12 protein-coding genes are annotated in these 12,708 nt (G+C 39.3%); 8 read left to right on the top strand and 4 right to left on the bottom strand.

The features are described from left to right. Window positions 1-39: 39 nt before the first annotated feature. The 4 genes from ccmN (at window position 40) to I4641_RS10870 (ending at window position 3,617) form a co-directional block, all read left to right on the top strand. Complete coding sequence (gene ccmN, locus I4641_RS10885; protein ID WP_229640547.1) at window positions 40-714, top strand: beta-carboxysome scaffolding protein CcmN; 675 nt, start codon at window positions 40-42, stop codon at window positions 712-714. A 596-nt stretch (window positions 715-1,310) separates the two neighbouring features. Next, on the top strand, window positions 1,311-2,726 hold the full coding sequence (locus I4641_RS10880) for a form I ribulose bisphosphate carboxylase large subunit (RefSeq protein ID WP_229640546.1): 1,416 nt from the start codon (window positions 1,311-1,313) through the stop codon (window positions 2,724-2,726). A 107-nt stretch (window positions 2,727-2,833) separates the two neighbouring features. After that, the gene (locus I4641_RS10875) at window positions 2,834-3,256 is read left to right on the top strand and encodes a chaperonin family protein RbcX (RefSeq protein ID WP_229640545.1); all 423 of its coding nucleotides are present in this window, start codon (window positions 2,834-2,836) and stop codon (window positions 3,254-3,256) included. Window positions 3,257-3,281: 25 nt separating this feature from the next. Further along, a complete protein-coding gene (locus I4641_RS10870; protein WP_229640544.1) occupies window positions 3,282-3,617 on the top strand; it encodes a ribulose bisphosphate carboxylase small subunit in 336 nt (111 codons plus the stop codon). Window positions 3,618-3,842: 225 nt separating this feature from the next. Here I4641_RS10870 and I4641_RS10865 read toward each other — a convergent pair whose 3' ends face one another. Further along, the gene (locus I4641_RS10865) at window positions 3,843-5,204 is read right to left on the bottom strand and encodes a TIGR03279 family radical SAM protein (RefSeq protein ID WP_229640543.1); all 1,362 of its coding nucleotides are present in this window, start codon (window positions 5,202-5,204) and stop codon (window positions 3,843-3,845) included. Between the two features lie 297 nt (window positions 5,205-5,501). Beyond that, window positions 5,502-6,488, bottom strand: coding sequence for an undecaprenyl-diphosphate phosphatase (locus tag I4641_RS10860; protein ID WP_229640542.1), 987 nt, complete (start codon window positions 6,486-6,488; stop codon window positions 5,502-5,504). Window positions 6,489-6,649: 161 nt separating this feature from the next. Between I4641_RS10860 and I4641_RS10855 the strand changes: the two genes are divergently transcribed. From I4641_RS10855 to ruvA, 4 genes are all read left to right on the top strand, one after another. Beyond that, complete coding sequence (locus tag I4641_RS10855; RefSeq protein ID WP_263858208.1) at window positions 6,650-7,309, top strand: DUF3318 domain-containing protein; 660 nt, start codon at window positions 6,650-6,652, stop codon at window positions 7,307-7,309. 254 nt (window positions 7,310-7,563) lie between these two features. Next, window positions 7,564-8,538, top strand: a complete 975-nt coding sequence (locus I4641_RS10850; protein WP_229640541.1) for an anti-sigma factor antagonist — start codon at window positions 7,564-7,566, stop codon at window positions 8,536-8,538. 25 nt (window positions 8,539-8,563) lie between these two features. Next, window positions 8,564-9,460, top strand: a complete 897-nt coding sequence (locus I4641_RS10845; RefSeq protein ID WP_229640540.1) for a TIGR04168 family protein — start codon at window positions 8,564-8,566, stop codon at window positions 9,458-9,460. 40 nt (window positions 9,461-9,500) lie between these two features. Next, complete coding sequence (gene ruvA, locus I4641_RS10840; protein WP_229640539.1) at window positions 9,501-10,142, top strand: Holliday junction branch migration protein RuvA; 642 nt, start codon at window positions 9,501-9,503, stop codon at window positions 10,140-10,142. Window positions 10,143-10,158: 16 nt separating this feature from the next. Here the strand turns inward: ruvA and I4641_RS10835 are convergent, their stop codons facing one another. Both I4641_RS10835 and I4641_RS10830 read right to left on the bottom strand, forming a co-directional pair. Beyond that, on the bottom strand, window positions 10,159-11,448 hold the full coding sequence (locus I4641_RS10835) for a right-handed parallel beta-helix repeat-containing protein (RefSeq protein WP_229640538.1): 1,290 nt from the start codon (window positions 11,446-11,448) through the stop codon (window positions 10,159-10,161). A gap of 232 nt (window positions 11,449-11,680) precedes the next feature. Then, window positions 11,681-12,708: GNAT family N-acetyltransferase (locus I4641_RS10830; RefSeq protein WP_229640537.1), on the bottom strand; the 1,028-nt coding region annotated here is incomplete at its 5' end.

Genomic DNA, 12,708 nt, shown 5'->3' with positions numbered 1-12,708 from the left:
ATAGCTGTTCCCGCGCCCACGATTCAAATAATATTCTTCATGATTTACTTACCACCCCCGCAACCTGTTTTAAATAAAGATATACGCATTAGCGGTGATGTTGAGATTCATCCTACAGCATCCCTCGCACCAGGAGTGATTTTGCAAGCTGCTCCCGATCGCCGTATTGTCATTGGTGCTGATGTGTGTATTGGTATGGGGGTAATTGTAAATGCTTCTCAAGGTTCGATTGAGATCGGCAGTGGAGCTATTTTAGGTTCTGGAGTTTTACTTATTGGTAGTTGTAAAATTGGCAATAATGCTTGCATTGGAACAGCAGTTACTATTTTTCAAGCGGATGTTGACCCAATGAAGGTAATCGAACCTGGTTCGATTTTGGGCGATGCCTCCCGTAAGCTGAAAATTGAAGCCAAACAACAAGAGGGGCAAGTAAGCAGTTCGCCAAAGTCTCAGTCTCAACCCAATCAAAATTCTCATCATGGAGCAAGTAAAAATAAGAATTACAGCACCAAGTTTCCCAAAGGTAAAACAGTAGTCGAGAATTTTAAACAAAAAAATAGCAGTCCTCCGACTACCGAATCAAAAACAGCAGTAGAGTTTGAAGTTGAGAAAGAGAAAAATCCAGTAGTTGGGCAAGTGTATATTAATCAGCTTTTGGTAACTTTATTTCCCCACAAGAAAGATTTTGATTCTAATGCCCAAAAATTAGAATAATAGTTTAAAAAACTCAGCTTAAAATATTATTTTTGCTTATTAAGTAAAAATATAAAGAAAACTATTAATAAATAATTGAATATTATTTTTCAATCGATGCAATTTTATGCTTGTATCGATTTTTTATTTTTAACTATAGCTATTTTTTCTTTTAAGGCAATACTTTGAGCTTAATTTAGTTTTAAGATAGTAATTAATATTTTATTTTTCAAATAAGCACATATGCTTATTTCACTTGATTATTAGAGCCTAAAAAAATATTCAAAACTAAAGATAATAAAGATAATATTAATAATTCTTAACTTTTTTAATAACAACTTTCAATATTCATTAGTTAAACTAATCTGTCGTAAAAAATAATCCAATCACAGTCAAAGGAAAAATCATTAGAAATGATTAACATCCATGCTATGGTATTAACATAAGAAATTGCGAAAAAAAGTAGCTGATTTAGCTACTCAAAGCAACGAATTTTTTAAAGACCGCGAGATATCTTTCTACTGATTCTTTTTTAAAGGTATAGAGTCTGCAAGATTTAAATGACTCTAAAAGAAAGTAAAAAATTAAGCGTTTTATTTATGGAGGAATGACCGAACATGGCAACTAAAACAGGTGCTGGATTTAAGGCTGGCGTACAAGACTATCGCCTAACTTATTACACCCCAGATTACACTCCCAAGGATACAGACCTCTTGGCTTGTTTCCGTATGACTCCTCAGCCTGGTGTTCCAGCAGAAGAATGTGCGGCTGCGGTAGCTGCTGAGTCATCCACTGGTACTTGGACAACAGTATGGACTGATGGTTTAACCGATCTTGATCGCTATAAAGGTCGTTGTTATGAAGTCGAACCAGTTCCTGGTGAAGACAATCAGTATTTCTGTTTTGTCGCTTATCCAATGGATTTGTTTGAAGAGGGTTCTGTAACTAACATTCTTACTTCTTTGGTAGGTAACGTATTTGGTTTTAAAGCTCTACGTGCATTGCGTCTAGAGGACATACGTTTTCCTGTAGCTTTACTAAAAACTTTCCAAGGACCTCCCCACGGTATCACCGTTGAAAGAGACTTGTTAAACAAATACGGTCGTCCTCTATTGGGTTGTACTATTAAGCCCAAACTAGGTCTATCTGCTAAAAACTACGGTCGTGCAGTTTACGAAGTTCTCCGTGGTGGTCTAGATTTCACCAAAGATGATGAAAACATTAACTCACAGCCTTTCATGCGCTGGCGCGATCGCTTTTTGTTCGTTCAAGAAGCAATTGAGAAGTCTCAAGCAGAAACTAATGAGATGAAAGGTCACTACCTTAACGTGACTGCTGCAACTTGCGAAGACATGATGGAACGTGCTGAATTCGCTAAAGAAATCGGTACTCCTATCGTCATGCACGACTTCTTGACTGGTGGTTTTACCGCTAATACTACCTTAGCTAAGTGGTGTCGCAAAAATGGTGTATTGCTACATATTCACCGTGCAATGCACGCTGTAATTGACCGTCAAAGAAATCACGGTATTCACTTCCGCGTATTAGCTAAGTGCTTGCGTCTATCTGGTGGCGACCACTTACACTCTGGTACTGTTGTAGGTAAACTTGAGGGTGAACGAGATATCACTCTAGGTTTTGTCGACCAAATGCGTGAAGACTATGTAGAAGAAGATCGCTCTCGCGGTAACTTCTTCACTCAAGACTGGGCTTCTCTTCCTGGTGTAATGCCCGTCGCTTCTGGTGGTATCCACGTATGGCATATGCCCGCCCTAGTAGAAATCTTCGGTGATGATTCCTGTCTACAGTTTGGTGGTGGTACTCTAGGACACCCTTGGGGTAATGCTCCTGGTGCAACTGCTAACCGCGTAGCTCTAGAAGCTTGCGTTCAAGCTCGTAATGAAGGACGTAACTTGGCTCGTGAAGGTAACGATGTTATCCGCGAAGCTTGCCGTTGGAGTCCTGAGTTGGCAGCAGCTTGCGAACTATGGAAAGAAATCAAGTTTGAATTCGACGCAGTAGACACTCTATAGATTTAGAGAATAGTTATTCGCGAACAGCAAATAGTTTCGTCTGGGATTAAAAATAAAAAACAAAACTTGTTAAATTTGACATCCCAGAATGGCTATATCCGAACTAAATGCAACCTAAAGATATTGCAAAAGACACGGCAAATATTGTCCAAAATTATCTAACTTATAAAGCGGTGATGTTAGTTATCGATCAGCTAGCAGAAACCAACCCTGGTGAAGCGATCTGGCTGAGGAAATATTCTTCGGGAGGCAAACTGCGAGATGCAGAAGCTTACCTAGAAGAGATTATGTCCGAACCTAGAGGAAAGGAGTTGGCTTTGCGGATCATGACTGTCCGCGACAGCATAGCAGAGCAAACTCTAGAATTTTTGCCAGAAATGGTTACTTCTGGTATTAAGCAAGATAATTTGACTCTTCGTCGTATTCTTTTGGAACGTCTGACGCGATCGCAATCAGAAATAAGTTCTGATTTATCTTCATTAGATGAGGATATAGAACCGCGATCGGCAACTGAAGAATCTTCTGACTAATCATAAATATACGGAAAGATAAACCATGAAAACATTACCTAAAGAGCGTCGTTACGAAACCTTTTCATACTTACCTCCTTTAACAGATCAGCAAATCGCCAAACAAATCGATTTTATGATCGACCAAGGTTACATTCCTGGCGTTGAATTTGAGAAAGATCCCACTCCTCAACTACACCACTGGACTTTATGGAAGCTACCTTTATTTGATGCTCGTAGCGCTCAAGATGTCTTGAATGAAGTACGTGAGTGCCGTTCTGAATATTCCGATTGTTATATTCGTGTTGTTGGATTTGACAACATCAAACAGTGTCAAACTGTAAGTTTCATTGTTTATAAGCCCACTCAGAACCGTTATTAAGTAGCAGTTTGGCTTAGTTGCTTATATGTTCGGACTTCCAGCATCTTATTTTGATGTCTTAAGTCTAATTTCTAAATATTGATCGGGGATGATGATAGAACTCTTTCTAACTTCATCCCTTTTATTTTTGGCAATTATTACCAATTGCCTAGCCAATCATTGGTCACAAGTTAAGGAAATTGGAAAAGAGGCGATAAGCTGCGCTTTCTTTCGGTACGCTTTTTCTTAAACTAAAACGATATTCTCAGACTCAGAACCCTCAATACAGCGATCAATCAATTCTGCCACACCACTAACGGGGAAAATAGGTATTTTAAGCTGATTGCTAACATCTTCAACTGTTAGATCGTCAAGAAACTTAGTATCATCGTGCTTGAGCATTAAGGATGGTAATAAAATCCCCTCGCCTAAGTCTTTTTCCTGTAAACCTTGAAGTAAATCTTGTCCTGTCAACAAACCCGTGACAGTAATTTCTTGTCCCCAATAGTTACTATTTAAAGCCACCAAATTAATTTCCAATCCTTCGACAGTATTTAATTGCTCTACTAAAGGTTGAAAAGCCTGCTCGACAGCATTCCCCACTACCCAAGTAAAACGACGGGGAGTATCTATCCCATCGGGTAACATTTCGTTTGCCGTATTTTGAAACTGTTTTAAAAATAACCGAATCGAACCCACACCATTACCAATTTGGGGATAGTCTTCATAATGAGATTCGGGAGGTATATCCTGGCGCGCAATCAAAAACCATTCATCAGCCAGCCAAACAAAATTACTGCCGAACTGCTGTTTAAATTTTTTCTGTAATTCTTGTACTTGCTTAATCACCTCGATCGCCTTTTCTTGAGAAACAGGAATCAATTCATCTTCTGCTGGACGAAAGCGTGTCAAACCCACGGGAACGACTGCTGCGGAGGCGACGGCAGGAATATCTCCCTCATGGAAAGATGCCACGTCTAATAAAGTACGCTCTAAATGTTCTCCATCATTAATACCAGGACAAACAACTACCTGTGCGTGTATCTGCAAGCGTCGTTCTTGAAACCAAGCAAATTGGGACATAATTAACCCAGCGCGATCGTTTTTCAACAACCTCGTCCTAATTTCTGGTTCGGTAGCGTGTACAGAAACAAATAGGGGAGATAAACGCATTTGTTCGATTCTGCGCCATTCTGGTTCGGTTACATTAGTTAGGGTTAGATAGCTGCCATAAAGAAAGCTCAGACGATAGTCATCATCTTTAAAATAAAGACTTTTTCTTTTGCCTGGGGGTTGCTGATCGATAAAGCAGAAAGGACAATGATTGTTGCACTGCATCAAGCCATCAAACAAAGCCGTTTCAAATTCCAAACCGAGATCTTCGTCGTAGTCTTTTTCAATTTCAATGACGTGAAGCTCCCCCCCAGCATCAATTACTTCCAATTCCAAATATTCTTCGCTACACAAAAAACGGTAGTCAATTAGATCGCGGGGTTTAGTGCGATCGATCGACACGATCGCATCGCCAACTTCAAAGCCAATCTCCTCGGCGATCGAATCTGGCAAAACACGGCTAATTTTAGCTGGCGTAATTGTAGTTTTACTCATAATAGGCTTAGTTTGAAGTTAAAATCAGTATTAATAAATAACAAATAGCTATAAGCTTTAGGCTCTAAGCTCCAAACCTTTGAATTGTTTTTGTAGCAGTAGTAAATATTATTTTAAAATATATCGAATTAAAGAGTTTTGATGATGCGGGCAAATTTATGAGTAAACAGGTTTTAAAAATAACATTGAACCCGTACTTTTTATTTAGCTAATGACTGGTGGGCAATAAAAATCAATTAATACACAAAAATAAAAGTTATCTTATTGCCCACCCTACAGTTTAATTATTCTCGTTCCTTATTTAATCCACCCTAAAGCCACTGCAACTAAGATACCTACTCCGAATATTAAGCGATACCACACAAATAACCAAGTGCTTCTAGTTTTTAAAAATTCCAACAGCCAAGCGATCGCAATATAAGAAAATATCGCAGAAGAAATCAAACCTCCAATCAAGGGAATAAATAATATTGCTTCTCCCTCAACGGGGCTAATTAAATCTTTTAATCCTACCAAACCAGCTAAGGTAATGGCAGGTATGCCCAACAAAAACGAATACCGCGCAGCAGTTTCTCGATCTAGATTGCTAAACAAACCAGCCGTCATCGTCGAACCCGAACGGGATGTTCCTGGTACAATTGCCATAGCTTGAGCCAAACCGATTAAAATACCGTCTTTGACCGTTAAATCTTTAAAATTGCGCTTCTGGTTGCCGATTGATTCTGCCAGAGCAAGTAAAATAGCCATCAAAATCGAAACGATCGCAATAGAAGTCATGCTTCTGAGAGTGTTTTCATAAAAAGCAGGTTCGTAAATTGTGAGCAACAAACCAAAAAAGATAATCGGAATCGAACCCACCCCAATACCCACTGCCATCCAAAATTCTTGAGAATCATAATCAGAGGTGCGAATAGCTTTAATCATTCCCTTAACAATCTGGGCTAAATCAGACCAAAAATAAGATAAAACCGCAGCAATACTCCCAAGTTGGATGACCGCGCTAAAAGATACTCCAGGATCTCCCCAACCAAAAAAGACAGGAATAGCTTTGAGGTGTGCGGTACTGCTGATAGGAATAAATTCCGTCGCCCCTTGAACAAAACCTAAAACGATTGCCTGAAATAAATTCACTTGGGTTGTTTCGCCTACAGCACCTTGAGCGATAATCTCGGCGGAACTGGCGATCGCTGATGAGCTTGCGATTGTAGAAGATAAAACACTTACAATAAGACCCAGACACAAATAACAGATAAAACTAAAATATTTTTTAATCTGCCTGAACATAGTATATTGATTCCAAATCTAAAACATTTGTTAAGTCTCAAGTTTATCTGGGAATATGCCATAACCCAAGCATTTTCGATCGATAAATGAATTCAGATATCATATAAAAGTGGGTACACTTAAAAATTACGAAATAATCAAAGTATTAACCTGATAAACGTATGAGTTATGCAACCTCTTCCGCTAGGGCAGAAATTAATGAATTGCGCCGTCTAAAAACCTTACTTCCCCCCGAATTGCAAAGTTGGGTAATTGTAGAAGGTTCGACAGAAGTCAATCCTCCCTTAATTCGTAGCGAAGAAATTGGCAAAGATGAAATTGAAATTCAAATCGATCTCGCCAAATGGGATAGTCTGGCGATCGATCAGCGCAATTTGCTATTTTGGCACGAGGTTGCAAGGGTACAAAATGATACGATTCCTAAAGAAGGATGGGAAATGGCAGCCCTAGCAATTGGTTTAGGCGGTGCTGTGGGAGAATTATGGGTACAGGATGGGTTATTGTTGTTACTCGCTTTATCTTTGTGCGGTATTTCTGGCTATCGTCTGTGGCAAAAAAATAGTAGCGAAAAAACCATCACCGAATCCATTGAAGCAGACGAAAAAGCGATCGCTTTAGCTACTCGTTTTGGCTATTCTTTACCCAATGCTTATAAGAGTTTGGGCAGTGCCTTGAAAACTTTAATCGAAATGACTCCCAGTCGTCGGAAAAGAAAAAAATACGAAGAACGCTTACAAGCTTTACGTCGCAGTGCTTCTAGAGATAAAGCCCGAAATCAAGAAGGAAGACAACCAATTGGTAGAAGGGATAATCGCCTGTGAATTGGAAATAAATAAAATTTTGGAGTGAGATCCTAGGGAAATTATCAATTCCAAAATTTCCCTTTATGAGTAAAATCTTTTTGTTAATCAATTATTCGCTGTTGATTGAGAAGAGTGTAAAATCGAGTTAAGCAATACTTAATAATTATTAGTGTTTTTCGTTGATCGCAAAACATTATTAAATATACAAGGCACTTTTCTGAAAATTAATAACACGCTTTAATTAACCTTTGATAATCAAACATTGAGAATTAATGATTGACGAGACACCAGCAATTAGGTTTCCGATATCCTTTGATCGGGATAACCCAGTTGTAGAATTGCCAGAACGCTTGACAGTTTTAGAAGCAGTACCTTTTAAACAAGCTGTCAGCCAATTGTTGCAACCAGATATTGCTTATCAACAGATAATTATAAATTTTGCTAAAACTAGATTTATTGATAGTAGTGGCATTGGTGCTTTGATCGCTAGTTTAAAATCTGCTCAAGAAAAAAATATTGAATTAATCTTAGAATCGGTACAACCTCCAGTGATGGCGACTTTGTCGATGACGGGACTAATCGATATCTTAGATATTAGATCTTCAGAAAAGTGGTCTAACAAAGAATCTCCCGAAACCCACCCTTCAGTCCGTTCCCTCGTCAAGCGTACAATAGATATTACAGGTGCTATTGTTGGTTTGGTAATTACTGGTCTTATCTTGATTCCCATCGCTATAGCAATCAAATTAAGCAGTCCTGGTCCGATCTTTTTTAGCCAAACTCGTTGTGGGTGGATGGGAAAAAAATTTCAAATGTGGAAATTTCGTTCCATGTATGCCGATGCAGAAGAAAAGAAAAAGGAAATTGAAAATCAAGCCTGTGGGGCTTTTTTTAAAAATGATAACGATCCTCGCATTACTAAAATCGGTCACTTTTTACGACGCACCAGTTTAGATGAATTTCCTCAATTTCTTAACGTTCTCAAAGGAGATATGAGTCTTGTCGGTACTCGTCCCCCAACTTCTGAAGAGGTGAATTGCTATCAAATACCTGAATGGCAAAGGTTAGATGTCAAGCCAGGAATGACAGGAGAATGGCAAGTGAATGGTCGTTCTCAGGTGCGGAATTTTGAAGATGTAATCAAGTTGGATTTAAAATATCAGCACAGTTGGAGTCTGCTCTACGACCTAAAGCTAATCTGGAAAACAGTTTGGGTGATTTTCAATAAAGATAGCGGTGCAGTCTAAACCAATAGGAAACAGTAATTAGTTCATGAGTCCAAAAAAATCACAAATTACCATCGCTGTAGTAGGAGATGTCCACAATCAGTGGGACGAAAGAGATGAACTAACTTTGCAACATCTTGGGATAGATTTAGTCCTATTTGTGGGAGATTTTGGCAATGAAGCGGTGGAGGTGGTACGTAAAATCGCCGCAGTTAAAACTCCTAAAGCAGCGATCGCAGGAAATCACGATGCCTGGTATAGTGCGTCGTCTTGGGGGCGACAAAAAGCTCCCTACGACCAATCAACCGAAGATCGGGTACAGCAACAGTTAGATTTACTAGGAGATGCTCATGTCGGGTTTTCTCAGCTAGATTTTGCCGATTATGAGCTATCTGTAGTGGGCAGTCGTCCTTTTAGTTGGGGTGGCTCAACCTGGAGAAACTCGCAATTTTATCGCGATCGCTATAATGTAAAAAGCTTTGCTCAATCTGCCGAGCAAATCGTTACCATGGCTCAAAATTGCTCTTTTGAGGACATAATTATTATCGGTCACAATGGCCCCCACGGTCTCGGGAGTAAGACAGAATCAATCTGCGGTCGAGATTGGAAACCCGATGGAGGAGACTATGGCGATCCTGATTTAACCCAGGCGATCGCAGATATTCGCAACATTGGTAAATCTATTCCTCTGGTTACTTTTGGTCACATGCACCACGCCCTCAAACATCCTTCGGGAAAAAGAAGAACTATTGTAGAATTTAAAGACGATACGGTGTATCTCAATGCAGCCTGCGTACCTCGCGTAATTAAAGGCGATGGCAACATTAAGCGTAATTTCTCGCTGGTGTCGTTTGAGGGAGGTGTGGTCAGAGAGATTTCTTTAGTTTGGGTGAATTCAGACTTTACAATTGAAAGCGAAGAAATTCTTTATTGCGAGCAATAATCAAACAAGCTTCGAGCTAATCAATTAAAAACGCATACTTATGATTAGTTACCTCAAGGGTAAAAAAATAGATATTACTAAAACTACCCAAAATCGTCTTTTTTTGGTGTTGGAAGTTAATAAAATTGGTTACGAAATGCAGATTTCTTCTCGTTTTGCCCGTCAGTTAGATGAAACAACCGACGAGGAAATTCAAGTCTTTACCCACCTACAGATTCAAGAAGACAAGCAAATCCTTTATGGTTTTGACTCCGCAGCAGAAAGAGATTTGTTCCGCCAGCTAACCGCAGTTAGTGGTATTGGCATGCAACTGGCGATCGCCTCTATTGATACTCTGGGTATTTCCGAATTAGTCGGTGCAATTGTCACCAGCAATATTACCACCCTAAGCAAAATCCCAGGAGTGGGTAAAAAAACCGCCGAAAGAATTGCTTTGGAATTAAAAACCAAACTGGCTAAATGGCATAAAGTATCGGGAATAAAAGTAGAACAACCCGAAGCTGTTTTTGCTCCCAAACCTGAAATTAAAGAAGATTTAGAAATGACCTTATTAGCTTTAGGTTATAGCAACGAAGAAATTGAGCAGGTTTTAACTGCTCTGAGCCGAGACGAGCAATTACTTAATAATCCCCATGCAGAAGAATGGATTAGAAGTGCGATCGCTTGGTTGAGTGGAGAATAAAATTAATTTCTGCGATTTATTTAATAATTTCTAAAGTTACATTCTCTAAATTATCGCTCAAAAATGATGGTTGTTGATTGGGGTTGTTGATTTTTACTTGACCGTGAATATTTGCCAAGCCGTGTTTGCGAGAGAAATTGGAGGTAAGTAATCCTGGACGCTTGGCATCATCGTAAATAACAAAATTTTTGCCAAAATCGATATTTGCAACTACTCCTGGAGCGTGGGTATTAAATAGCACTACAGGAGCAGACTCTGGAGATTCATTGCCTGTATTGCGGACGGTGATATTTTCAAAATCAATTTTTACTGCCTCGTCAAGATTGACGCGATCGGACTTGATATGAATTCCACTTATCCCTGATGTATCTATATCGCAATCTTTAAAACTTATTTTCCCTCTCACTCCATCGACAGCTCCTGCTTTATTGGTATTGATTTTAATACCAGACTCTTTGTTTCTCATAACTTCACAACCGTCAAAGGAAATACTCACGTCGGTAATGTTCTCTCCGCGATATTTGCCCAACCCAATCTGAATTCCGTTGCGATCGTTGTCGATGAATTGGTTATTTTTGAATTTAATATTAACTAGCTTTTGCCACTCGTGGTCGGGTTCGATATCTACCCCCGACGCTGGTTTCGTACCGCTAGTGTTTTTAAAGATGCTATTCTCTACCGTCAGATCTTGCGCGCTCATGATGCTTAGTCCCAATCTATGATTGTTATCGGCTACCACGTCGCGAATTACCCCCGATGAAAATCTCTGTTGAGGAATAGATTCTCCTTGCGCTTTGGGACCGTGAGAAACAAAAAGACCGTCCCCTCCAGCATCTTTGAGGGTTAATCCTTCAACAACAAAGTTTTTAGCCCCACGAACTACTATGTTATGTCTAAATTCTGATGGTTCGTATAGCTCGGGATTGAGATAGTCAGCTTTTTGCATTTGAAATGTAGCTTTATAACCAGAAAGAGTGACATTATCTGCTTCTATCAGCATAATACTATCATTTATTTTCTGAAATGCTCCTTTTTGGGCTAATACTAGTACTCCTGGTTCAAAAACAATCTTTTGATTCGGTTGTCTGGCACGAATGCGCTTACCTACTACCCAAGGCTCATTCATTTTAGGAATAATTACCGTATCGTCACCAGAATCGATCGCTTTTTGAATATTGCTCGAATTGTCTCCTTCTTGCCATTCCACAACTACATCGGCTGTCGAAGCTTCTGTAAATATGAAAAATCCCGTACCTAGAGCAATAGAAGAAACTAAAATAGAAGAAACTAGATATTTGAAATTCATATTATTTTTAGGGAAAAGAAATTATAAAAAACTATTATTCCCATTTGTAACAAAAAAAGATCGCAGATTGTGTGAAGAGATAGAGCTTCTAGACCGAGCAACTGATGAAGATTGGATGAAGCTAAAAAAAGGGTGAAATGTCGCGTCCCTCAATTCGTGACAAGGTTGATTCAAGAGACTGTCCACCCTAAAAGCAATTATAGCCGTAAAAACTGAGTGGGTTATCGAAAATTTATCGATCTCCCCCTCCCCAAAGCATCCACTGTAAATTCTTGGGTTGGGAGACAAAACCGAGCTTGTGATAGAAATCTACGATATGGGGACTGGCAAACAAAGTAATATCGTTAATTTGAGACTGTTGTAATTGCTCGATTAAAGCCAAAACAATTTTTTTACCCAATCCTCTCTGTTGAAAACGAGGAGCGACTAATATATCTAGTAGTGTGGCGTGAAAAACTCCATCGGAAACTGCTCTAGCAAAGCCAATTAAGGATTCTTTCTCTCCATAGATGTGCCAAGCAGCAACATAACCAAAACTACGATCTAAGGATTGTTTTACTCGATCTAAAGGGCGACGCGACCAACCAACGGTGCTAAATAGATCTTCTAACTGTTCGGGTGAAATAGAGCAATTATGTTGAACAATTATTTCTCCAGGGATATTATCGGGTTTGGCTTGGGCAATAATATTGCTTTGCTGCCTAGTTAATAATTCGCTTTGCAATGTTGACTGATTTGAAGCAATATCTTTTTGTAGTTGGTTTTGCTGCTGCAATAATTCTGCTAACTTAACTAGTATGGCAGGGCGATCGCTTTGAATCTCCAACGCCATGTAATATAGAACGATCCCAGCATGGGTTTGATGTTCGATAACTAAAGCTTCAGCAATGGCGAGTAAGGTTTCTGGATTTGTTTTCAGGTTGCGGTAAATATTATCGCGATCGCCAGATTGAATTAATTGACGATAATCTCGAATCGAGTCTTTTAGACTACCCCGTTGTTTAAAAACCGTACCTAATTTTTGATATACTACCTGGCGATCGCTTTGGAGCATAATAGCCTGGAGGTAAACGGCGATCGCTCGATCCCATTGTTGTAACTTGGTTAAAGCATCCCCTAAATTATGCCAAGACCAAAAAAAATCGGGGTCTATTTCTACTGCACGACGATAAACTAAAACTGCTCGATCCCATTGTTGTAATTTAGTTAAAGCATCCCCTAAATTATGCCAAGACCAAAAAAAATCGGGGTCTATTTCTA

Origin of the sequence: Waterburya agarophytonicola KI4, from assembly GCF_020640915.1 — a bacterium.
Lineage (GTDB): Bacteria > Cyanobacteriota > Cyanobacteriia > Cyanobacteriales > Xenococcaceae > Waterburya > Waterburya agarophytonicola.
The sequence above is the reverse complement of the archived record's forward strand: the minus strand, read 5'-3'. Positions and strand labels throughout refer to the sequence as shown.